At 35.6% G+C, this 23,213-nt stretch carries 19 protein-coding genes; 10 read left to right on the forward strand and 9 right to left on the reverse strand.

All coding sequences use genetic code 11. The annotated features are described in order from the left end of the window. Nucleotides 1-176: 176 nt before the first annotated feature. A complete protein-coding gene (leuC, locus tag BW946_RS03280; protein WP_076594801.1) occupies nt 177-1,565 on the reverse strand; it encodes a 3-isopropylmalate dehydratase large subunit in 1,389 nt (462 codons plus the stop codon). Nucleotides 1,566-1,595: 30 nt separating this feature from the next. Continuing rightward, nucleotides 1,596-2,759, reverse strand: coding sequence for a 2-isopropylmalate synthase (locus tag BW946_RS03285; protein ID WP_076594802.1), 1,164 nt, complete (start codon nt 2,757-2,759; stop codon nt 1,596-1,598). A gap of 148 nt (nt 2,760-2,907) precedes the next feature. Between BW946_RS03285 and BW946_RS03290 the strand changes: the two genes are divergently transcribed. Then, nucleotides 2,908-4,452, forward strand: a complete 1,545-nt coding sequence (locus BW946_RS03290; protein ID WP_076594803.1) for a hypothetical protein — start codon at nt 2,908-2,910, stop codon at nt 4,450-4,452. 229 nt (nt 4,453-4,681) lie between these two features. Here BW946_RS03290 and BW946_RS03295 read toward each other — a convergent pair whose 3' ends face one another. After that, nucleotides 4,682-5,656, reverse strand: coding sequence for a dipeptidase (locus BW946_RS03295; RefSeq protein ID WP_076594804.1), 975 nt, complete (start codon nt 5,654-5,656; stop codon nt 4,682-4,684). Nucleotides 5,657-5,676: 20 nt separating this feature from the next. Next, nucleotides 5,677-6,864: a DUF4932 domain-containing protein gene (locus tag BW946_RS03300; protein ID WP_076594805.1), complete on the reverse strand. Its 1,188-nt coding sequence runs from the start codon at nt 6,862-6,864 to the stop codon at nt 5,677-5,679. Between the two features lie 92 nt (nt 6,865-6,956). Between BW946_RS03300 and thrS the strand changes: the two genes are divergently transcribed. Next, nucleotides 6,957-8,876, forward strand: a complete 1,920-nt coding sequence (gene thrS / locus BW946_RS03305; protein WP_076594806.1) for a threonine--tRNA ligase — start codon at nt 6,957-6,959, stop codon at nt 8,874-8,876. Nucleotides 8,877-9,034: 158 nt separating this feature from the next. Further along, complete coding sequence (gene infC, locus BW946_RS03310) at nt 9,035-9,535, forward strand: translation initiation factor IF-3 (protein WP_027372223.1); 501 nt, start codon at nt 9,035-9,037, stop codon at nt 9,533-9,535. Nucleotides 9,536-9,680: 145 nt separating this feature from the next. On the opposite strand, the gene BW946_RS03315 is transcribed toward infC, so the two are convergent. Beyond that, nucleotides 9,681-10,244 (reverse strand): hypothetical protein, encoded by a 564-nt coding sequence (locus BW946_RS03315; RefSeq protein WP_076594808.1) that lies wholly within the window; start codon nt 10,242-10,244, stop codon nt 9,681-9,683. Nucleotides 10,245-10,402: 158 nt separating this feature from the next. Between BW946_RS03315 and BW946_RS03320 the strand changes: the two genes are divergently transcribed. Together BW946_RS03320 and BW946_RS03325 are read left to right on the forward strand one after the other, a co-directional pair. Beyond that, nucleotides 10,403-11,476: a resolvase gene (locus BW946_RS03320; RefSeq protein WP_076594809.1), complete on the forward strand. Its 1,074-nt coding sequence runs from the start codon at nt 10,403-10,405 to the stop codon at nt 11,474-11,476. Between the two features lie 86 nt (nt 11,477-11,562). After that, nucleotides 11,563-12,129, forward strand: coding sequence for a hypothetical protein (locus BW946_RS03325; protein ID WP_076594810.1), 567 nt, complete (start codon nt 11,563-11,565; stop codon nt 12,127-12,129). Nucleotides 12,130-12,209: 80 nt separating this feature from the next. Here BW946_RS03325 and BW946_RS03330 read toward each other — a convergent pair whose 3' ends face one another. The 4 genes from BW946_RS03330 to BW946_RS03345 form a co-directional block, all read right to left on the reverse strand. Next, nucleotides 12,210-12,839 carry a response regulator gene (locus BW946_RS03330; RefSeq protein WP_076594811.1) on the reverse strand — a complete coding sequence of 210 codons (630 nt, stop codon included), beginning with the start codon at nt 12,837-12,839 and terminating at the stop codon, nt 12,210-12,212. Between the two features lie 2 nt (nt 12,840-12,841). Continuing rightward, nucleotides 12,842-15,049 carry a histidine kinase gene (locus BW946_RS03335; RefSeq protein WP_076594812.1) on the reverse strand — a complete coding sequence of 736 codons (2,208 nt, stop codon included), beginning with the start codon at nt 15,047-15,049 and terminating at the stop codon, nt 12,842-12,844. A 61-nt stretch (nt 15,050-15,110) separates the two neighbouring features. Beyond that, a complete protein-coding gene (locus BW946_RS03340) occupies nt 15,111-17,579 on the reverse strand; it encodes a tetratricopeptide repeat protein (protein WP_076594813.1) in 2,469 nt (822 codons plus the stop codon). Nucleotides 17,580-17,941: 362 nt separating this feature from the next. Continuing rightward, nucleotides 17,942-18,184 carry a hypothetical protein gene (locus BW946_RS03345; protein WP_076594814.1) on the reverse strand — a complete coding sequence of 81 codons (243 nt, stop codon included), beginning with the start codon at nt 18,182-18,184 and terminating at the stop codon, nt 17,942-17,944. Nucleotides 18,185-18,573: 389 nt separating this feature from the next. On the opposite strand from BW946_RS03345, the gene BW946_RS03350 reads away from it, so the two are divergent. The 5 genes from BW946_RS03350 to BW946_RS03370 all read left to right on the forward strand — a co-directional run bounded on the left by BW946_RS03350 (nt 18,574) and on the right by BW946_RS03370 (nt 23,057). Next, on the forward strand, nt 18,574-19,395 hold the full coding sequence (locus BW946_RS03350; RefSeq protein ID WP_076594815.1) for an alpha/beta fold hydrolase: 822 nt from the start codon (nt 18,574-18,576) through the stop codon (nt 19,393-19,395). A gap of 229 nt (nt 19,396-19,624) precedes the next feature. Further along, nucleotides 19,625-19,822 carry a 50S ribosomal protein L35 gene (gene rpmI / locus BW946_RS03355; protein ID WP_002979658.1) on the forward strand — a complete coding sequence of 66 codons (198 nt, stop codon included), beginning with the start codon at nt 19,625-19,627 and terminating at the stop codon, nt 19,820-19,822. Nucleotides 19,823-19,941: 119 nt separating this feature from the next. Next, a complete protein-coding gene (gene rplT / locus BW946_RS03360; RefSeq protein WP_002979659.1) occupies nt 19,942-20,286 on the forward strand; it encodes a 50S ribosomal protein L20 in 345 nt (114 codons plus the stop codon). Nucleotides 20,287-20,637: 351 nt separating this feature from the next. Beyond that, on the forward strand, nt 20,638-21,819 hold the full coding sequence (locus tag BW946_RS03365) for a M28 family peptidase (RefSeq protein ID WP_076594816.1): 1,182 nt from the start codon (nt 20,638-20,640) through the stop codon (nt 21,817-21,819). A 62-nt stretch (nt 21,820-21,881) separates the two neighbouring features. Further along, nucleotides 21,882-23,057, forward strand: coding sequence for a M28 family peptidase (locus BW946_RS03370; RefSeq protein ID WP_076594817.1), 1,176 nt, complete (start codon nt 21,882-21,884; stop codon nt 23,055-23,057). Nucleotides 23,058-23,213: the final 156 nt, after the last annotated feature.

Here is a 23,213-nt window from a genome sequence, read left to right on the forward strand (position 1 = left end):
AAAGTTTTTTTTACTTTATTAAAAGAATCCACATAAGAAGTTCGCATAAGAATGAAAATCAAAGATTTTCAAAAAAAGCTTAAGTGCTTTTTTCATGTAAGTAAATAATAACTTCTTCTTATGTAAGCATTGTCTTCTTTTGTGTCTTTGTGGTTAAAACATAATTTAAAATACTTTTAATTTAAACTTTCAAAAGCTGAAATTTTACCTTCGATGGCTGCTTTTGCTGCAGTAAGCGGGCTGGCAAGAATAGTTCTTGAACCTTGTCCCTGCCTGCCTTCAAAGTTTCTGTTGGAGGTGGAGACACAATATTCTCCTTCCGGGATTTTATCATCATTCATGGCCAGACAAGCTGAACATCCCGGCTGACGAATCTGAAATCCTGCGTCACTGAATATTTTATCCAAACCTTCCTCATAAATCTGTTTAACAACCTGTTGAGATCCGGGAACAATAAGTGCTTTTACAGCATCAGATTTACTTTTCCCTTTAATATACTGGGCCGCAGAGCGGAAATCTTCTATTCTTGCATTGGTACAGCTTCCTATGAAGACATAGTTAACCTTGATACTGTTAACTGTCTGTCCGGCTTCCAGCCCCATATATTTCAAAGCTTTCTCTTCGGATTCATTTTGCGGTGCCGGAATAACTTCGCGGATTGAAATACCCATTCCCGGATTGGTACCATAAGTTATCATTGGGTAAATATCCGAAGCATCAAAGCTGAGTTCCTGATCAAAAACAGCTCCTTCATCTGTTTTCAGGGTTCTCCAATACGCTGCTTTTTCATTCCAGTCTTCTCCTTCCGGAGCAAATTTCCTTCCCTTTACGTATTCTAAAGTAGTTTCATCCGGAGCAATCATTCCGCCTCTGGCACCCATTTCAATACTCATGTTGCAGACCGTCATTCTTCCTTCCATTGACATTTCTTCAAATACATTCCCTGCATATTCACAGAAATATCCTGTTCCTCCGTCTGTTCCTATTTTTGAAATGATATAAAGAATCACATCTTTAGGCTGAACATTTTCATTTAATTTGCCATTGACTGTAATTCTCATTGATTTCGGCTTATTCAGCAATAAACACTGGCTGGCAAATACCTGAGCCACCTGGCTGGTTCCAATCCCAAAGGCAATAGATCCAAATGCGCCATGGGTAGAGGTATGACTGTCACCACATACAATGCTCATTCCCGGCTGGGTAATCCCTAATTCCGGAGCGATAATATGAACAATTCCCTGATATTGATGTCCCAATCCGAAAAGTTCAATATTATTTTTCTTACAGTTTTCCGCAAGCTGTTCTACCTGATTTCTTGAAAGATCATCTTTAATGGGCTGATCCTGATCCAAAGTAGGTACGTTGTGATCTGCAGTGGCTACAATCTGTTCCGGCCTGAAGAGTTCCAGATTTCTGGATTCAAGTTCCGCAAAGGCCTGAGGACTGGTTACCTCATGAATAAGATGCTTGTCTATATAAATGATCTGAGGTCCGTCAGGAATAGTTTCTACCACGTGAGCGTCCCATACTTTATCAAAAAGTGTCTTTTTATTGTTGTTCATTGTTTACTTTATCTTGATTTTACATCAAACCTATCCTATTTTTCTGCTGAAAGAATCTATCATTACATTCAGATCATCATTATCTATTTCTTTTTTAAGATCAGCGATCTTCAAAAATTCCTGATATAAGTAATCAAGCTCATTCTTAGTTACTTCATAGCCTATATGCTTGAAACGGTAAGCCAATGCTGAACGTCCGCTTCTCGCAGTCAGTATAATCGAAGAAGCATTTACACCTACTTCTGCGGGATCAATGATTTCATAGGTCTCCCTGTTTTTAATCACACCATCCTGATGAATTCCTGAGCTGTGAGCAAAGGCATTAGCACCTACAATGGCTTTGTTAGGCTGTACGGACATTCCCATCAGATCAGAAACCATCGCACTCATTTCATTCAGCATTCTGGAATTCACATCGGTATGCAGATTCAAATCTTTATGCTGTTTTAAAATCATGACAACTTCCTCCAATGCTGTGTTGCCAGCTCTTTCTCCTAATCCGTTGATGGTACATTCTATCTGGCGCGCTCCGTTGATTGCTCCTGCAATAGAATTTGCTGTAGCCAGTCCGAGATCATTATGGCAATGACATGAAAGCACTGCTTTTTCAATTCCTTTTACGTTTTCTCTCAGGTACTTTATTTTCTGACCATACTCTTCCGGAAGACAGTATCCTGTGGTATCAGGAATATTCAGTACAGTTGCTCCTGCTTTAATGACCGCTTCACATACTCTTGCAAGATATTCATTATCCGTTCTTCCTGCATCTTCAGCATAAAATTCTACGTCTTCCACATATGTTTTTGCATATCTTACCGCATCAGCTGCTCTTTCAATAATGTCTTCTCTTGTGGAGTTGAATTTGTATTTAATATGAGAATCCGAAGTCCCGATTCCTGTGTGGATTCTTGGTTTCTTTGCAAACTTCAGTGCTTCTGCCGCAGTATCAATATCTTTTTTATTGGCTCTTGTGAGTCCGCATACCTTCGCATTTTTCACCAGTTTTGAAATTTCTGAAACAGATTCAAAATCTCCGGGGCTGGAAATTGGAAATCCTGCCTCGATAATATCAATTCCTAACGTATCAAGCCTTTCAGCAATAATCAGTTTTTGTTCCGTATTCAGTTTGCATCCCGGAACCTGCTCCCCATCTCTCAGTGTCGTGTCAAAAATTTCAATTTTTTCGGAATTCATAAATGAAGTTTTTTACTTAATTTTGGCTCAAAACTACAGCTTGCGTTATTTTTTCATTTTCACTTTTCCTGAAAATTACAATATTCAATAGCTTAGAAAACAATTGTATTTATTTATTAATCAGTAATTTAATTCCTAAAAATTTACAATGGCAGAATTGCAGAAAGATTTTTTGTTTGTATTGGTAAAGTCATTGACGACCTCTGAAAAAAGACAGTTTAAACTCTACGTAAACCGGCTCGGAATTAACGTAGATGCCAAATTTTTGCTGTTATTTTCTGAGATGGACAAAATGAAAGAATACGATGAAAGTATTATCATTGATAAAAAAATATCTACAAAACAACAGCTTTCCAACCTTAAAGCCCATCTTTACAAACAGATTCTTGTAAGTCTCCGTATGAACCCGAGTCATCAGAACTACAGAATACAGCTTCGTGAACAGTTGGATTTCGCCAACATTCTGTATCAGAAAGGGCTTTATAAACAGGCTTTAAAAATATTAGACAAGACCAAGCAAACGGCACTGGAACTGGATGAAAAAAGTATTGCATCGGAGATCATAGATCTTGAAAAAGTAATTGAATCACAATTTATTACACGAAGTATTGAAGGCCGTGCGGAAGAGCTTATCAAACAGTCCCGGGAGATCAGTAAACAAAACCGTTATACCACAAAATTATCTAATCTTTCTCTGAAATTATACAGCGAAATGCTTACCCATGGTTATGTAAAAAACGATGCAGACCGACAGGAAGTAATGGATATCTTTAATGCTGAGATTAAAAATATTAACCCTGAGAAACTGAATTTCACGGAGAAATTATGGTATTACAAAGCCCATGTCTGGAAAAACCAGCTCTTACAGGATTATAAATACACCTTAAAATATGCCTATCAGTGGGTAGATCTTTTTCATAAAAAGCCTGAAATGATTTACAGCCATCCTGTTTGGTATATCAAGGGAAATACTTATTTGCTGAAAATCCTGTTTTTATATGGAAATATTGATATTCTGGAAGAGCATTTTCAGAATTTCAACAAAATGGTACATACGGAGAATTTTGTTCAGAATGAAAATCTCCAGTCTCTTATTTTCCTTACCCATTACAATACCCTGATGAATATTCACTTTGTAAAAGGAGAATTTTTTACAGGAACCAAACTTATTCCTGAAGTGGAATTAAAAATGGAAAAACTTAGAGAAAGAATAGATGAACACCATTTTATGATTCTCTACCTTAAAATGGCGGCCATGTTCTTCGGCAGTAAAATGTTTGACAAATCTATTGAATATTCCATGAGGGTCATCGAATCCAAAGGAAATGTGCAGGAAGACCTGTTGTTCCATACCCGGATTCTGATCTTAATGGCAAAATATGAGTCCGGTAATGATGAAGATTATGATGAATTTATTGCTTCTACTTTGAAGTTTGCCAAGAAAATGAAGAAGCCGGAAGAATTCCATTTTGAAAGCATCCAGTTCTTCAAGAACCTTAATAATCAGGTGCCGGATCAGAGACAGAAAGCATTTGAAAGTTTTGATAAAAAGCTGGAAGAGTTTTCCAACAATGAGTATTACCGACGCTCCTTATTCTATATTGACATCCATGGATGGATCAAATCTAAAGTTCAGCATGTGGATGTGGTTGAGATTATCAAGCATAAAGTGAAGTACAAAAGAAAACATTAAATAAAAATATGTAAAATTCTATTTTACAATAATCTAGAATGATTTATCTCAAGTAAAATAGAACATAAAAAACTGTTTTTTTTAATATAGTCTCACAGACTTAGGTATTAACAGGTCGCTCCTCCGGAGCTTTATTTCTATGGGGAATTCATTTTTTTCTACCAACAGTAGATCCCAATGGGAGCGACCTGTTTAATTATGCTTTGATTTAATCGGACAGAAATATTTTTTATTGATACATATTCTCTATGAAATCCAATGCATTTTTATGACTGATCTTTTCTGCTAATTCTGAAGAGAAGCGTTTTTCAATTTCTTTATTGATGGCATTAAAAACGGATGCATCATCATATCCTTCAAAGAAAACAGGATATCGGGATTTATCCGGGTGGTTTTTCCAAAAGAAAAAGTCGGCTCCATATGCAACCGCATCTTCTGCTCCTAAATCAAGACCGTACTGAATATGTTCATACAACATTTCCGGGTTGGTATCATCAACACAATTGCGGATAAAGTTGAGCCCTATTAATCCTTTTCTTTTAATGACTTCTTTTGCCAGTTCATCAGGAAGATTTCTTTTTTTGTCGTGGACCTGTCTATAGTTAGAATGACTTGCTAACACAGGAATCTTATAGTTTCTCTGATCGATATAATTAAGAATTCCATAAGCAAGCTGATCACTGGTATGAGCCAGATCAATAGCAATATTTTTTTCTGAAAAATAGTCAAGCAGGACTTTTCCGTCATCTTTCAGTCCGACATCAGAATTGTTTCCTCCTCCAAATCGGTTTTCAGTATGATGGGTTATTCCAAGATAAAGAACTTTCTGTGTTTTTTCAATGATCGCTTCCAAATTTTTAAAGCCAGCATCAAGGGTATCATTTTCACCACAAAAGCCAGATGCATTTTCAATGGAAGCAATAACCCCTACCTTATCTGTGTTCTCAGGATTCTTATAGTTTTCACCATCAAATAAAAAAAAGCTTTCATTTTGAAGGAGATCTGAAAATATTTCGCTCTGCTTTGCTCCATAAACAGTACTATTTTCATCTGTTGCTGAGTATATAGCCATCACCTGAAGCTTTACATTTCCTTCCTGCAAATATGGAAGCGAACAGCCAAGCTCTTTGTCATCTGTTAATGACCCCGGCCGCAGTAAATAGCATAATAAATCGCAATGCAGATCAATATTAATAGGATTCATATTATTGTAATTTTAAAGTTTTATTTCTTTACTTTTTTAAGTTCATCATTGATAAATTCTACAGAACTGTTTTCAAAAGCTTCAAGCAGTCTCGGCACGAAATCTCCGAATGTTTTATATTTTTTTCTGTTAGAATTGTAATCTTTTAATTTTTCTTCTAATAGGGGTATAAAAATGAAATTATTTTTCAAATGATATTCCTGAAGTCTTTTTATCCTTTCTTCATCTTTCTGAATTCTGGCAGTTTCAATCTCACCCAATCTCACCAGATGTTCCGCAACACAGGTTTGATAATCCCCATAACCTCCTGTTTTAATCATCACTTCTTTTAATTTTGACTTTTCAAATAAATCTTTAAACCTGGTCAGCTGTTCCTTATTTTTATATATTTCTTTATTCACAAAAGAGTGTCCGAATTCATGAACACTTAAAACACGTGCCTGAAACTGATTGTCATAGCCAAATTCTGCAGGTTTCTGTACTCTCACGAACGGACTTGCAATCTCATAAATATTTTTTGCTCCTGATTTCAAAACGACTTCTGCAGCAATTCCTCTTCCTTCATTATCTTCTATAGGCCACATCATCATAGGAGAAATAATAATGGTATAGGCATTAAAGCTTTCGCCGTAAAACCGCTCCATAGCAGCCGTAAATCCGGCAGGAATCTGTTTGTTATATTCCTCTATCCCACCATTATAGAAGCTTTCATTCTCTTTAAAAAACTGCCCTATATTCTCCTGAATATAGAATCTTGAAAGATCAGAAATATAATTTTTAATTAAATCTGTAGCTTCTTTATTTTGTTCCCTGGTCAGATTATTGTTTTCAAAATGATAATCATTGAGCCAGTCTACTGCCGGAAATTCCTTATGATACATAAGAGGTTTCATGAGGACATCATTTCCGGAACCATATTTTTCCATTAAAACATCATTGAGTTCTGCTGTAGAAACAGCAATTTTTGAATTCTTCAGCCGGCTATATTTCTGTAAAGCTTTTTTTACAACAGGCTGGTAAACAGAGCACTCTTTTATCTTATAAAGTTCAAAGTCTTTATTGTTCCTTCTATGCTCTGCGGAAAGAATTTCTGCAAGAAAATAGGTTTCAATATTTTTGTTATAAGTAACAGAAAATGGAGTGTTTTTTTTCTGTGAAAAGCTACAAACGGAACTCAGTGATAGAAATACAACCAGTATCTTTTTCATTTTAAATATTAATTCTCATTCTAATTATAGGCTAATATAGTATTTTATCTAAAAATTCCGTATTTTTGCATCTTAAAATTTCTTAGTAAACAATGATAAAAATTACACTTCCAGACAATAGTGTCAAAGAATTCGAGGGAGCAGTGACTCCTCTAGATGTGGCAAAATCTATAAGCGAGGGATTGGCTAGAAACACCATTTCCGCAATTGTTAATGACAAACAAGTAGAAACGACCACACCTATAACCACGGATTCTACGGTACAGCTTTTGACCTGGAATGATGATCTTGGAAAGAAGGCTTTCTGGCACTCTTCTGCCCACCTTCTGGCGCAGGCAATCCTTGAGTTTTATCCTGATGCTAAGTTGACCATCGGTCCTGCAATTGAAAGCGGATTCTACTATGATGTAGATTTCGGGGATGAAAGCTTATCTGAAAAAGATTTTGAAAAGATTGAGAAAAAGATCTTGGAAAATGCAAAGAAAGGTTCTACCTTCTCTTTGTATCCGGTTTCTAAAGAAGAAGCTTTAAAAACGTATGCAGACAATCCTTACAAAGTGGAATTAATCTCTAATCTTAATGATGGGGAAATCACTTTTGTAACACACGATAACTTCACAGATTTATGTCGTGGCGGTCACATTCCAAATACAGGAATCGTAAAAGCGGTTAAAATATTAAATGCTGCAGGAGCTTATTGGAGAGGTAATGAAAAGAACCCTCAACTGACAAGAGTATACGGTATTTCTTTCCCTAAACAGAAAGACCTTACTGAATATCTTGAAAGACTGGAGGAAGCTAAAAGAAGAGACCACAGAAAACTAGGTAAAGAACTTGGAATTTTCGCATTTTCTGAAAAAGTAGGTGCCGGTTTACCACTTTGGCTGCCAAAAGGGACTGCTTTAAGAAGAAAACTGGAAAATTTCCTTTCTGATGCCCAGAAAAAAGGAGGTTACGAATTTGTAATGTCTCCACACATCGGGGCAAAAGAATTATATGTAACTTCAGGACACTGGGATAAATATGGAGAAGACAGCTTCCAGCCGATTAAAACTCCGAATGAAGGAGAAGAATTCCTGCTAAAGCCAATGAACTGTCCTCACCACTGTGAAATTTACAAAACTTCACAATGGAGCTACAGAGATTTACCTAAGAGATATGCAGAATTCGGGACGGTTTACAGATATGAGCAAAGTGGAGAGCTTCACGGATTAACGAGAGTTCGTGGATTTACTCAGGATGATGCTCACCTTTTCTGTACTCCGGATCAGCTTTCTGAAGAATTTGAAAAAGTAATTGATTTGACGCTTTATGTATTCAAATCTTTAGGTTTTGAAGATTTTGTAACTCAGGTTTCATTAAGAGATCCTGAAAACAAGCAAAAGTACATCGGTTCTGATGAGAACTGGGAGAAAGCAGAAAGTGCAATCATCAATGCAGCTCAAAAGAAAGGTTTAAAAACAGTAATAGAATACGGAGAAGCTGCATTCTACGGCCCTAAGCTTGACTTCATGGTGAAAGATGCTTTAGGAAGAAAATGGCAGCTTGGAACCATCCAGGTGGATTATAACCTTCCGGAAAGATTCGATCTTCATTATATCGGAAATGATAATGAAAAGCACAGACCCGTGATGATCCACAGAGCACCATTCGGTTCTATGGAGCGTTTTATTGCTATTTTGCTGGAGAATACAGCAGGTGATTTCCCACTATGGCTAAGTCCGGATCAATTTATTATTCTACCGATCAGTGAAAAATATGTAGATTATTCAAAAAAAGTTTCACAATTTTTGGAAAATCACGATATTAGCGGTCAGATTGATGACAGAAATGAGAAGACCGGTAAAAAGATCCGTGATGCTGAATTGAATAAAATTCCTTTTATGCTTGTCGTAGGAGAAAATGAAGAAAAAGAAGGCACGATCTCTGTAAGAAGACGCGGTGAAGGAGATCTTGGAGTGATGAAGATGGAAGATTTTGTAGCTTACTTCAAAAAAGAAGCAGCAATATAAATTAAAGATTGAAGGATTCAAAGATTAAAAAAATTAACGGAATCTTTAAATATTTGAATCAATTAAATTAAGTAATTAACCAATAAAATTATAATACAATAGCACAAAGATTTAACAACAGGGGCCCACAAAGACGTCCGGTACAAGAGGACTTACACTTGATCAACGATAAAATTCGTGTGAGAGAGCTTCGTTTGGTGGGCGATAACGTAGAGCCAGGAATTTATCCAATTGACAAAGCAAGACAGATTGCTGCGGAACAGGAATTGGATTTAGTAGTAATTTCTGACAAGGCAGAACCTTTTATTGCAAGAGTATTGGAATATAAGAAATTCTTATACGAGCAAAAGAAAAAACAGAAGGAACTTAAAGCTAAGCAGGTAAAAGTGGTTGTAAAAGAGATCCGTTTCGGGCCTCAGACTGATGATCACGATTATGAATTCAAAAAGAAGCATGCTGAAAAATTTCTTGAAGAAGGTTCTAAATTAAAAACCTACGTATTTTTTAAAGGACGTTCGATTATCTTTAAAGATCAGGGAGAAATCTTGCTTTTAAAACTTGCTCAGGAATTAGAGCACGTGGGAAAAGTAGACCAGCTTCCTAAACTTGAAGGAAAAAGGATGATTATGATGATGAGTCCTAAAAAACCGGCAAAATAATTAAGTCATTATTTTACATATAAACCTCAAAGCAATTTGAGGTTTTTTATTGCCCGGATTTCAGAAAAAGCTTAAGATTGTTGATCCGGACTACCCTATCGCCCGGATCAATAATCCAACTTTTATAAAAGTTTATACAATCTTACTATCCTTCAAAATCACCGCAATCGTGTTCTGTAAAAAGAGGTAAAGCTTTTTGCGTGGTAAAATATCTGGATATCCTTTTGTTTTTTAATTCCGGTTTTTTGCCTTCTATCACGAGTTCGTAAACGGGCGCTTTATCTATTTGGGTTAAAATAAAGGTTCTTTCCGGTGTCTTCAAGATGGTTTTATTTCCTTCATTAGAGTATGAAAAATCATCAGTTTCGAAAGTGTCTTTTTCATCACAGATATTGGTCCATCTGATCTGCTTTTTTGTTATAGAAAGGCTTGCCAAGTCACATGAATAACAGTTTCCGGAGAATTCTATCCCATATTTATCATGCACATTAGTGCTTTTACTATTCAACACATCAATAGGAACCAACGTTGAAAAATCACTTGGCATTTCTACTGTTGCCGGATCACTCTTCACGGGTTTCGGTTTAGATGCTGCAACTTCTTTTAGAGTATCAGGAGAGGTATTTGTTCCTGATTTTTTGTCTGCAGAGGGTGAGCAGGATGCTAATAAAGCAGTCATCACTGAAAGGCTGATTATTAAGTTTTTCATTTTATAAATTAAATTATAATATTGGGGTTATCGTTTTGTAAAATTCTCCAAAATCCATCGTTCAATACATCCCTGTTTTCAGCCATTTATTCCCTGTATCAGGGAGTTTTGTTGGCTGCTGGCCTTAATACTGATACATTTGCTCAAAAATATAAAAAATGAAAGTATTCAACCATTTCTTCATATCATCTATGATTGTTCTTACAGGATGCAAACAGGAGAATAAAAAATCAGAAACTAACAAAGCACAAACTGAGGTTAAGCAGAAAACAATAACCCTTGCTGATTTCAAAAAAATAAAAGGAGTGGATAATATTCAGGAGGTACCGTTTCAATTATTTACAAAGCTTGATTCTGTACAGTTTTTTGTAACACCTGGTAAAGATGCCGCCCATTTGAAAATACCTTACAATAAACTTGATAATTATTATGGATTTGAAGAGTTTAAGGACTTCTATTCTATTCACTACAGCATTAATAATGACATTTCAAATAGTATTGAAGCTTTTGTTCTGAAGTCGGAATTTACACCAGCATATGAACTTACTTTAAAGGGGGTTGATCTTTATGAGATCAGAAGCAGTACCTTTAAGGAATCGAGTGATTTCAAGAATAAATCTTTCAAAAAATTTGGGAGTATTGATGAGATATCAGAACATGAATTTAATACAAGCTCAAAAAAGCAAATGGGTGAAAAGCTGGTAAAGAATCCCAGTATACAACTACAGGCAGATAACTGGGTATACAAAGAAAATGGCAAAGAAGAAGTGATTACACAACATGAAAGTGTCTCTACGGAGACCGGACCGCTAGCCAATGAATATGTAGGAAGGTCATCTTACTTAAATCTGGAAGTATTCAAAGAAAATTCTGATGAAGTTGTAGATTCCTATTATTCTTTTTTCAGTGTAAAAAATGCAGTGATGTTTGAGCTGAGTATCGAAGGCTACCCACAAATCCTTCCTTCTAAAGGCTGGGTTGCCTTTGTTTCATCCAATAATGATGTGGGGAGTAATTTTGTCATTTCAAAATACTTTCCTCAAACCAAAAAACAGGACAATCTTTTATATGTGAATTTCACCAACTTCAAAATAGCAGATGATAAAAAAGCATTCTGGACAGATAATGACACCTTCTACGCAGAAGTTTACCCTATTAATTCTTCTTCATCCAATGGTAAAAAGCAGAAAACAGCTTATATAAAAATCCAGTTGAAAGCTAATTTATTTTAGAGAATACAATTAAAAACCCCTGAAATCAGCCAGTGTGTAAGGGAATAAAGTCCAATATCTTTGCTGCAATTATTTAAAGAGATACAATGAAAAAATTAAGTTTGACCCTTCTTTTTTGTTTGCTAAGTTTTATGGCTTTCTCACAATCGTTAAAAGTTGTTATTAAACAGGACGGAAAAGTAATTGAACCTGTAAATGATGTTTATGAACTGAAAAAATCTCCTTTTTTGTTTGAAATTACATCTGCCAATCTGGAAGGATTTCTAGTGGGTGCTACAACAAATAAAGACATCTACGCAGGAGCTTTGGGCGTCTTGAACACCGAAATTCCCTGGTTTCAGAATACAGGTATGGCTGAAGAACTCTATAACAAGGATAAAGAAATGTTTCTGATGGATTCAGCACCTTCATACTGGTATTATACAGATGAAAAAGATCACAGATTTGATAAAAATCCTAAAGGCAATGCAAAGCAATGGACTGCTACCCGTACTATTACAAGGTTTTATGATATCATGGCAGATCAGCCCATCAATGTAAAAGATTTTGACGGCAGCGTTTTTATACTGATGTACCATCCCGTTTATAATGATGAATATGATTTAGTAGACAAAAAAAACCTGTTTCAGGCTGCGTTGAAATTCAAGAATTAACCATACACAACCAAATTATTTGATTATATAAGAAAAAGGCTGCTTACATGATGTGAGCAGCCTTTTTCCGGATGACTATTTTATTCGATAATCAAGCCGTATTCTATGGCTAATTTTATAGCTGAACTAAGGTTAGATGTCTGAAATTTTTCAATAAGATTTTTTCTGTGGCTTTCTACCGTGTGCGGACTTATAAAAAGTTTTTCTGCCATTTGATTGGTGGTAAGCCCCTTCGCCGCTTCACCCAGAATTTCCTTTTCTCTTCGGGTTAATTTTGGAACCCGGCTAAGTCCGTCTGTTGATTTTTTATCCAGAACAGCCTTGGTTTGAGAGCATAAAAACCTGTTACCGGCATATACGGTGGTGATTCCTTCCAGGATTTCGGAAACTGAAGCATTTTTTTGAATGTATCCCAAAGCACCTTCTGCCAGAGTGCTGTTGATGACGGGCATTTCATTGTGAACGCTCAGGATAATAATCTGAAGGCTGCTGTACTTTTTCTTTAATGGTTTGATGAGTTCAATGCTGTTGGTTTCTGCCAGATTAATGTCCAGAAGCAAAATGTCAACCTCTTGTTTTGCAAGACCTGTATTCATTTCTGAGACGTTTTTGAAACATTCTACCACATCTATTGTTTCACTATGTCCTAAAATATTCTTAAGTCCTTCCAATAGAAGCGGATGATCGTCCGTTATGGCTACTTTTATCATGTTTAATGAATAGGGATTTGAAGTTCTATACTCGTACCAATATTTAATTCGGAGTTAATATTCATGGTTCCTTTTAAAAACTGGACTCTAAGTTCAATGTTATGAAAACCTGCTGTTTTTCTAACGTCTAAGCCTGTATGATCAAAGCCTTTACCGTTATCCTCTACAGTAAGGTTTAACAGGTTTTCTCCTTCACTTATCTGAATAATAATTTCTGAAGTATCAGCATGTTTTATAGCATTATTAACCAATTCCTGAATAATCCTATAAATAATCAATTGTTTTTCTTTCGATATGGAATTGCTGTAATTGATAAACTCTGTATGGATTTCCAGGGTATGATTGGAAATTCGGGAAGCAAACTCCTGAATAGCCACCTCCAGACCGTATTTTGTTAATAAATCAGGCATTAAGTTATGCGCCACCCGTCTCAGCTCTTCTACAGCACCATCTATTTGTTCAATTGATTTTGAAATTCCTTCTTCTATATTTTCGGATTGATGAGGATTTAAATAAGACAGTTGATGTTTCGTTCCGGAAAGCAAGCCTCCCAATCCGTCATGGAGATCACGGGCAAGACGGCCACGCTCCTGCTCCTGCCCCTCAAGCAATGCGGTAAGGGTAGAAATTTTCGAATTTTGTTTCTCCTGTTCCATTGCTAAAGCATGCAATTCGTCTCTTCGCTTAATAGACCTGGCACGTTGTTTATAGGCATACAACAATAAGAGGATCAAAACAATGAAGAATACAATAAAAAAGATATAGTATGTATTAATCTTTTCTTTAAATGCCAGCAGCTTTTTGTAGTTATGAATATCATTATTTTTCTGTTGAGTTTCCAGTTTTGCCAGACGAAGCTGCTGTTCTTTTTTTTCGGACTCAAGTTCTGAAAACTTTAGTCGCTCACGCTGGTTTTCTTCCACCAGTTTCAAGTTGTTGTAAACCTGTTCACGCTGTGCGCGCAAAATATTGATCAGTTTAATTTCCTGTGCTTTCTTGTCACTTTCAAGCTGTAGCTTGATGTATTTCTGTTCCTGCCGTTCTTTATCAAACTGAGATTCCAATCTTTTGGTAATATCCAGCTTTTCCTGATCATAAACTTTTTTGTACTGATCAAGATAATTTTTATAATAGGTCAGGGCTTCTTTATAATTTCCCTGCTCTTCGCTGATCCCTGATAAAGATTCAAGAATGGATAATTCTATATTATGATCTCTCACCGGGCTTTTTCCAATTTCCATGGAGGCTTTCAGAAAATAAGATTTGGCTGAATCATAGTTTTTATCCTGCAATGCAAGCTCTGCCAAAATTCCGAATGAAGAAGCAATATGAATAGGATCACCAATTTCCAGACTCACTGTATTGGCTAAATTTGCATAGTGTATGGACTTATCTCTGTCAAATCCGGTGTACAAATTCGCCAGATTGATGGCGGCATACGATAGGCTGCTCCTGTTGAGCATCAAATTTTTATTTTTATTGAAAGTAGCAATAGCCTGTAAATAATATTGTTCAGCCTTATTTCTAAACTCCGTATCAGATGGAGTTTGGGTGTATTTTTGTTCATATACATAACCCATTCGCATATATGCATCAAAGGTAAGATTGGGATCATTTTGTTTGGATGCCAACAATAAGAACTGCTTGCTGTATTTTTCTTCCAGCTGGTATTCATTGAGGTTAGAATAGATAGCTGACAGCTCTTTCGCTGCGTTGCCAAACCTTCCATACAATGTGGAAGTGGTTGGTGAGTTTTCATAATATTTAATCGCTTTTAGATAAGCGGCAACAGCATCGGTCGTTTTATTATTACGTGCCAGGATCCAGCCTTTGGCATAGTAAAAGTAGCCTTTAGCTTCATTACTGTTTGTTTTTAAACTGTATCCTTTCGCCATATCAAGGCTTTTAAAGGATTCATGTGTTTTATTATCCAGTCGATAATTCATAGCCTGTACGGCATATAAAATAACAGCATACTTACCATCGCTCTGTTTTGCAGCGATGGAAATATTGGTATTTAAAATCTGATACGATTTAGGTTTATGGTTATGGAAAAATAAAGCAGTGGCATACTTGGAAGCCAGATTCAGCTGTTCTGCTGTATTGTTTGAAGCATGGCCATATTCTTTTTCTAATCTGTTCAAAACATCCTGTGCCTGAGCAAAAAAAGGACAAACCAACAAAGCAAACATAAATAATAACCTGTACATCAAACCCTTATCTTTATTAAGTTGTATTATAGTAAAGAACGTAAATATAGGTAAATACCTGCTAACCTGTTTCGAAACCATGCTTTTCGGCAAAAGCTCTCCATTTCAGGTATTTCTTTTCATTTTTAAATACCGGATCTTCACCATAGTAATACATCAAACGTTGAGTTGCATATTCATAGGTACTGTAAGTATTGGCCTGCTCAAAATAGTTAATGGCTTTCTTCAGATCCGTTTTTACTCCCATACCGTGCTCGTAGATAATGCCGTAATAAATCCCGGAATAAGACTGATCATAGTCTTTTTTTAAGTACACCAAAAGGTTTTTATAATCTCTTAACTGATAATAAATTTCTGAGATTTTATCGTAATTGTAGGCGTATTTTTTCTCCGCTTTCTGATAAAAATCCAAAGCTTTATTGTAATCCTGCCTCACATGTTGTCCAAAATAATACAGATCACCCAAGTTGACAAGAGCCATTTCGTCACCAAGCTCAGCACTCTTTTCATAAGCCTCAATTGCTTTTTTGATATTAAAAGAATAGCCTATTCCGTTCTGATATAAAGCCCCGATATTGTTCCAGGCTACAGCATGGTTTCGTTGTGCAGCTTTTTCGTAACAGATAATTCCTTTTTGTGGATCAAACAATGATTCTATTTCAGGATCGGTAAGCAGTAATCCTATTTCTACCAGACTATCCATGTCACCTTTTTGAGCAGATAACTCAAACAGACGAAGTGCTTCGTGGTAATTCTGATTTTCTTTTGCGTCAAAAGCCATTTTTTTAACTGCTCCAACCTCCATGAATTGTTCTGCGTTCTTACCTGTCTGGCTTTTCCAACGGTTATAAAAGGAAATAAAGTATTCCAAATCTTTTCCCCGGAATGAATACCGGTCCAGATAAACGATACCATATTCGGAAACCTCTACCCTATGAATTTTTTTGTCTTCATGCATTCTAAACATGCTTTCACCCTGATACAAAAACAACAAACCTTCTTCTGTCCTGTAATTCAAAGGATTGGAAATATAATCATACAATTGGACTGACAGACCATTCTCAAAATCGAACAATTGATACCCTTCATTTTTTTGAACCGATAAAAATCCATTTTCCAGATAGTGAATCTTCCTGACTTCTGGTTGCGGAGCGATTAACCAGCTCTCATTATCTGCATCAAAAAGTCCTGATCCTGTGTTGGTTTCCATGATAAAGACATTGTTGTTATATCCTCTATTTGATTCTGCTCTTACTTTACTAATAGATTCATTTTCCAGCAGGAAACGATGTTTTAAAGCATGATAAATCTTCCAGATTTTGTCTTTACGAACAGCAAGAGTTTCAAAATTATCGATTAAAATCAGTTGATCTGCTTCGTCTATGATAAGGTGGCCTTTTTCATCTATTAATATGCCTTTTTTATCGAATTTGTTCGGTTTAACCCAGAAACAGGTACTTGCTTTTGAGATACTGCCTTCTATAAATTCTCCCAGATAGTTTCCTTCTTTCGTATAATATTTTCGTTTGCCGGTACCTTTTTGCTTGGTGAAAAATAGTTCAGAGAAATAATCATACTCATAAGGAGTTTCACTTTCAACAGGAATAATCAGTTCGTTTTCGACACTGAACACTCCGAACTTTCCATCTTTTTCTACCCCAAAGAATCCATAGGCTGTTCTTTCGAGAGCATCATATTCCGCAGGAACCAGCAAGGTGTTTGAATAGATTTTTAGAATCCCTGATTTTCCATTTACTTTTACCTCACCTAAAGGTTCCTGCTCAAAATCGAATACATCAAAAGCATCTTCATATACCGGAGAAACTAATTCTTTTCCATCACTTTGCAGGTAACCGAACAAAGAACCTTTTTGAATTACCGATATATTGTAATGATCATCTGCTTCAAAAATATCGTCATAAAGCGCTGGAGTTAAAATAGCCCCTTTTGTATCTTTAAGACCGAATTTTCCATTTTCTTCAAATACAGTAGATTCCGCTTTTTTACAGGCAAGTTCTTCAAAATATCCCAATCCGTAATTAATCCAGTCGGTTTGTAAAATTTCAAGAAATGAGGAATATCCGGTCTGCAATAAAAGGGAATCCAGCAGCGAAAGATTCTGAGCTTTCACAGCCTTTTTATACAGCTTGCTTTTCTGCTGAATTTCTACAAGCCATTCCTTTGCCTGTACTTTGTGTTTTTCTTCGTTCATATTGAAAACGTCTGTTGCATTCAATACAAAGGTGTCGTAAGGTAAAGCTTCCAGAAAACCGAACATTTTATTTACAGGTTCGTAATAAGCTTTCTTGTAATGCAGCTGATAGGTATCTGCCAGCATATTGAAAAAATAACGCAGCTGGACAATTCCCTGATTTTTATCTGAGAAAAATTCAACGCCTTCCATTTTGATGTCTTCTGCCAAAAGAGGATACAGCAATAAGGGAATTTCATAGTTCCACTCACCCAGATAGGTATCGAATGTCTGATTTGTTTTTTGATCGTAATTGTATAAATAAATCCGGTGTGCCATTCGTCAAATTTTATCATATTGGAATGCATTACAGCATTTTCCGTTACCTAAGGTTACTTTCAGATTAAATGTAAAATTCTAAAGATACGCAGTAATATTACTTTTACAGCTTCTTCCCCACTCCATTTTATTTGGCTAGTGTTTTTACCCATAGTTTTTTAGTGTTTATTCGAAATAAGGATTTATCGTTAAATCGGGTGTGAAAAAGAAAGCTATAAAAGTTATAAATGAAAGATTTTAATCGTTTTATCTTTAGTGAATTTTGAGTCAAAGATAAAAATAGACCTGGTACAAAAACATCCCTGATAACAGGGGTTTTCAGGTACCTCTCTTTTTTAGGATATACAGCATCATATGTTCTTTCAAGGCATATAGACTTCAGCCTGTTCAAACAGGATCATGTAACAATAGAATGCGGTTAAGACTACTCCGACAAGACCCGAAATAATAAATGTAAGAAGATAATACGTACCATTCTTATCCTTTTTTTGTAGAAAATTGATAATAGAAGTAATCAATGTACATAAAAATCCTGCTCCCAAAAATATAATTAAGACAGCAAGGAATAAGGTTCTTTCAAGGTGTAAATCTGCAGATGAAAGCATAATGATTTAAATTTATAGGTTGAAATAAATTCGGAAGTCTGGCAGCTGAAGAAATCGTCAGGCATAACTGAATTGTATCTATTACATTAATCTTCAATAGTAGAGAGAATCTGAAAATACAGCAATCCCGATTATCAGCTATATTTGACAACATACAGAATTTTTTCAAAGATCATTTAAAACTTATTTTGATCTTTTTTATGTGAGTTCTTCATAATATAAAGATTTCCAGCATATTTTAGTTTTAAAAACAGTATCTATATATTATTATTGTTTATAAATTTTTAATGAATTATTATCTTAGATCAAGATATTGTGATTATTTTCTGTCTACATTTGTGATTATAAAAAATCAAATACACTTTTATTAATTATTAAAAAAAGAAACAATGAGCACACTTACATTAAAAGACGGAACAGAAATTTATTACAAAGACTGGGGAAAAGGACAGCCGGTCTTCTTTCATCACGGATGGCCATTATCCAGTGATGACTGGGATGCACAAATGTTCTTCTTCTTAGAACAGGGATACAGAGTAATTGCTCATGACAGAAGAGGGCATGGAAGGTCTGAACAGACTCCTTACGGACATGATATGGATACATATGCTTCTGACGTAGCAGAAATTGTAGAGGCTTTAGACTTAAAAGATGTGATCCATGTAGGACATTCTACAGGAGGTGGTGAAGTTATCCGATATGTAGCGAAACATGGTAACGGAAGAGTTGCAAAAGCTGTTCTTGTAAGCGCGGTAACTCCTATTATGGTTCAGAATGAAAATAATCCTAACGGAGTTCCAATTTCTGTTTTTGATGATATCCGAAACAATACGGCAAAACACAGACAACAATTCTTCATTGATATTACTTTCCCTTTCTACGGATACAACAGAGAAGGAGCCAAAGTTTCTGAAGGAATTCAGAGAAACTGGTGGAGACAGGGAATGAGCGGTTCTATTAAAGCACATTATGATTGTGTAAAAGCATTTTCTGAGACCGATTTTACAGAAGACCTTAAGAGCGTAGAAGTACCGGTATTGGTAATGCATGGTGAAGATGATCAGATTGTCCCTTTTGAAACCACAGGTAAAGTAGCTGCTACTCTTCTTAAAAACGGAAAATTGATTTCCTATCCCGGATTCCCTCACGGAATGCCAACAACAGAAGCAGAAACAATCAACAGAGATCTTCTGGAGTTTTTCAAATCCTAAATTTACAGATATCAGATCAATTCTATTAAAAAATCACTGATAAAAGGCAGGCCTGTTTGTATGCAGGTTTGCCTTTTTCTTTTTAGTGTTATTATTACCTCTGTTCATGCTAATTAAAAAAACTTTCATGTATCACTTTTTTTCTGTACTTTTGCAAACTATTATTCCTAATGTCCTTAGGGGTATCTCAAACAGATATTGATAACAAAAACAATAAAAAAGCAAAACAATGCCAAAATTAAAAACGAAATCAGGTGCTAAAAAGCGTTTTGCTCTTACTGGTTCTGGTAAGATCAAAAGAAAAAATGCTTACAAAAGCCACATCTTAACGAAGAAAGAAACTAAGCAGAAGAGAAATCTTACTACTACTTCTTACGTAGCTAAAGTGGATGAGAAAAGCGTTCAACGTCAATTAGCAATTAAGTAGTTTTTATAAATCTATATTCGGTTTATAAGAATTCAAAACAAATTCAACAATTTAACCCTGGAACGGTGCCAATAAGAGCAATATCATTTGCCGCCCTTTTCAAAAAAACAATTTAAATTATGCCAAGATCAGTAAATGCCGTAGCTTCAAGAGCTCGCAGAAAGAAAATTTTTAAGCACGCTAAAGGTTATTTCGGAAGAAGAAAGAACGTTTGGACTGTAGCTAAAAACGCGGTAGAAAAAGCAATGCAATATGCTTACCGTGGTAGAAAAGAGAAAAAGAGAAATTTCAGAGCACTTTGGATCACTCGTATCAACGCGGGAACCAGAGAGCACGGAATGTCTTACTCTCAATTTATGGGAGCTCTTAAAAAGAACAACATCGAACTTAACAGAAAAGTTTTAGCAGATTTAGCAATGAATCATCCTGAAGCTTTCAAAGCTGTTGTAGATCAAGTAAAATAATGTAGAATAGATTTTGTTATCAATATAAGTCCCGGGGTTTCCCGGGATTTTTTCGTTATATACTTCTCATCTTTATTATTTTTCAAATCCTGGTGTAATTGCCATATTAACAGCAAACCTTATTAGACAGAACTGATAAAACATGAATTTATCATTAAATACCACCCATAATAAAGAAAAAATTACCTATATTTTATTCATTTAGCGAATTTTAATCTAAAAAAGTAATAAATTTAACAAAAAGATATATTATTATTGATAAATAAATCAAATAAGCACTATTCCAGTTGAAAATTAGCAATAAATAATGATTTATTGCTATATTAGCAATCTCTAAAGAAAGTATCAAAAATGAAAAAAGTTGCCGCTTTTTTGCTCACTTCCATTGCACTGCAAAATATAAGTGCACAAAGTTTTATTCAGGCTTACAAGGACAGAGCAGATATGGTTACTCAAACCAATATCAGTACAAACCTTCAGGAATTTGCAGGATTTGGGATTAAGAAAACAGGCACAGCAGCCAATAACAATGCTCTGGACTGGCTTAAAAACAAATATTTGTCCTACGGATATACCGTAAGTAACATGTCTGAAGATTCTTTTACTTACGGAAGCAGCACTTCAAAAAATTTAATTATTACCAAGACAGGAACTGTATATCCTAATAAATATGTTATTATCTGCGGGCATTATGATACAATTACAGGTCCCGGAGTAAGTGACAACGGCAGTGGAACCTCCATTATCCTGGAAGCAGCAAGAATATTGAAAAATGTTCCTACAGAATACTCAATCAAGTTTATTCATTTTTCCGGAGAAGAACAAGGTCTTGTGGGCAGCAACCATTATGTCAATAACGTCGCTTATCAGAATGGCAGTCAGGCTCTGGATATAAAACTGGTTTTAAATATTGATCAGGTTGGCGGACTCATTGGAAATAACAACAATACCATTACCTGTGAAAGAGATACCGGAGGCGTATCTTCCAATAATGCAGCTTCTACAGCTGTAACACAGGAACTGATGAACTGCACTAGCCTTTACTCTCCTCTTCAGACGAATCTTTCTTACGCTTACAGTTCTGATTATATGCCTTTTGAAGCAAAAGGATACACCATTACAGGTTACTACGAGTATCTGAGAAGTGAAAATGAACATACAGTAAATGATACTTTTGCCAATCTGGATCCTGTCTATGTTTTCAATGTAGGAAAAGCAGCTGTAGGAGCTTTACAGCATTTTGCTGTTGCATCCACAGCCAGTAACCTGCTAAATACCAACGAAGCATCTGTTCAAAAATCTGGTGAAACAATCAGGGTTTATCCTAATCCGGCTAAAGATCTTGTAACTGTGGAATTTCAGGAAAAAGTAAAACAATTTAAAGTTGAAGTCAATGACATGGCAGGCAATACTGTTTTAACGCTTGAAAATCAGGAGAAAATAAATACTTCAGGATTAACAAACGGGCTGTATACTTTTACTATTACAACCGATAAAGGAAGTATCACAAAAAAAATAATCATTAATAAATAATATCAGATAGAATATTCTGAATCTGGTTTACATTCAGGAATATTCAGCATTACTCCCACAAAATGAAGAAAATTGCTACTTTTTTATTGGTTTCTATCGCTATTCAAAGTGTTGAAGCCCAAAGTTTCATTCAGGCTTATCAGGACAGAGCAGATATGGTAACTCAGACCAATATTACAACCTACCTTCAGGAATTTGCTAACTTAGGCGTAAAAACGACAGGCTCAACTGCTAACGCCAATGCACTGACATGGCTTAAAAACAAGTATCTTTCTTACGGATATACAGCCAGCCAGATAGCAGAAGACCCATTCATGGCAGGGAGTTATAATTCTAAAAACCTTGTGATTACTAAAACGGGTACAGTATATCCTAATAAATATGTCATTATCTGTGGACATTTCGACAGTATTAACGGCTTAGGAATTAATGACAATGGAAGCGGAACGTCTATTATTCTTGAAGCCGCAAGGATTCTGAAAGATGTCCCTACTGAATATTCTGTAAAATTCATTCATTTTTCAGGGGAAGAGCAAGGACTTCTGGGAAGCAAACATTATGTCAACAATGTAGTCTATCAGAGCGGCATCCGTGTTCTGGATATTAAGCTTGTATTTAATCTGGATCAGGTAGGCGGTGTGATGGGAAATAATAACAATACGGTTTACTGTGATGAAGATCAGGGCGGGCTGTCAACAAATAATGCCGCTTCTGCTGCTGTTACCCAGGAACTTAGAAACTGCACAGCACTCTACTCTCCTCTTTTAACCGCTGTAGATCCGGCTGCCGATACGGATTATATTCCTTTTGAACAGAAAGGAGAAGTGATCACTGGTTTTTTTGAAAGAATCAGAAGTACCTATCCGCATACAGTGAATGATACTTTTGCCAATACAGATCCTGTTTACATTTACAAGATAGGAAAAGCATCTGTGGGAGCATTGCAGCATTTTGCTGTTGCTACCGGCACATTGGGAACACATGAAGCATCTGGAAAAAACACTTTAGAAAGTGTAAAAATCTATCCAAATCCAGCAAAAGATATTATCAATATTGAACTTCCGGACTCCGGGATTAAAAACTTCACTTTTGAAATTACAGACTTTCAGGGACGTTCTATTTTCAAGAGAAACAATGAAACAAAAATTAATGCTTCAGAGCTGGAAAACGGAGCTTACATAGGAATTTTAAATACTGGAGATCAAAAGGTTGTAAGAAAAGTTATGATTGAGAGATAATACGATTTAGAAAACCCTCTAATACATAAAACCTTTGAAAGAATTCAAAGGTTTTTATTTTTAACCAAATTGCAAGATTCACAAAAGGTTTACAAAAAACAATATGACATTCATAATAAATATACTATTAATTTGAATCATTAAACACTTTATTGT

The sequence above is a fragment of the Chryseobacterium sp. RU33C genome, from assembly GCF_900156015.1.
GTDB lineage: Bacteria > Bacteroidota > Bacteroidia > Flavobacteriales > Weeksellaceae > Chryseobacterium > Chryseobacterium candidae.

Excerpts from the sequence above, each read along its gene's own strand:
- leuC (WP_076594801.1), bottom strand. The coding sequence starts at position 1,565 with ATGAACAACAATAAAAAGACACTTTTTGATAAAGTATGGGACGCTCAC.
- thrS (WP_076594806.1), top strand. The coding sequence starts at position 6,957 with ATGATAAAAATTACACTTCCAGACAATAGTGTCAAAGAATTCGAGGGA.
- BW946_RS03285 (WP_076594802.1), bottom strand. The coding sequence starts at position 2,759 with ATGAATTCCGAAAAAATTGAAATTTTTGACACGACACTGAGAGATGGG.
- BW946_RS03345 (WP_076594814.1), bottom strand. The coding sequence starts at position 18,184 with ATGCTTTCATCTGCAGATTTACACCTTGAAAGAACCTTATTCCTTGCT.
- BW946_RS03335 (WP_076594812.1), bottom strand. The coding sequence starts at position 15,049 with ATGTACAGGTTATTATTTATGTTTGCTTTGTTGGTTTGTCCTTTTTTT.
- BW946_RS03330 (WP_076594811.1), bottom strand. The coding sequence starts at position 12,839 with ATGATAAAAGTAGCCATAACGGACGATCATCCGCTTCTATTGGAAGGA.
- BW946_RS03295 (WP_076594804.1), bottom strand. The coding sequence starts at position 5,656 with ATGAATCCTATTAATATTGATCTGCATTGCGATTTATTATGCTATTTA.
- rpmI (WP_002979658.1), top strand. The coding sequence starts at position 19,625 with ATGCCAAAATTAAAAACGAAATCAGGTGCTAAAAAGCGTTTTGCTCTT.
- BW946_RS03320 (WP_076594809.1), top strand. The coding sequence starts at position 10,403 with ATGAAAGTATTCAACCATTTCTTCATATCATCTATGATTGTTCTTACA.
- BW946_RS03290 (WP_076594803.1), top strand. The coding sequence starts at position 2,908 with ATGGCAGAATTGCAGAAAGATTTTTTGTTTGTATTGGTAAAGTCATTG.
- BW946_RS03340 (WP_076594813.1), bottom strand. The coding sequence starts at position 17,579 with ATGGCACACCGGATTTATTTATACAATTACGATCAAAAAACAAATCAG.
- BW946_RS03370 (WP_076594817.1), top strand. The coding sequence starts at position 21,882 with ATGAAGAAAATTGCTACTTTTTTATTGGTTTCTATCGCTATTCAAAGT.
- BW946_RS03365 (WP_076594816.1), top strand. The coding sequence starts at position 20,638 with ATGAAAAAAGTTGCCGCTTTTTTGCTCACTTCCATTGCACTGCAAAAT.
- rplT (WP_002979659.1), top strand. The coding sequence starts at position 19,942 with ATGCCAAGATCAGTAAATGCCGTAGCTTCAAGAGCTCGCAGAAAGAAA.
- BW946_RS03325 (WP_076594810.1), top strand. The coding sequence starts at position 11,563 with ATGAAAAAATTAAGTTTGACCCTTCTTTTTTGTTTGCTAAGTTTTATG.
- BW946_RS03350 (WP_076594815.1), top strand. The coding sequence starts at position 18,574 with ATGAGCACACTTACATTAAAAGACGGAACAGAAATTTATTACAAAGAC.
- BW946_RS03300 (WP_076594805.1), bottom strand. The coding sequence starts at position 6,864 with ATGAAAAAGATACTGGTTGTATTTCTATCACTGAGTTCCGTTTGTAGC.
- BW946_RS03315 (WP_076594808.1), bottom strand. The coding sequence starts at position 10,244 with ATGAAAAACTTAATAATCAGCCTTTCAGTGATGACTGCTTTATTAGCA.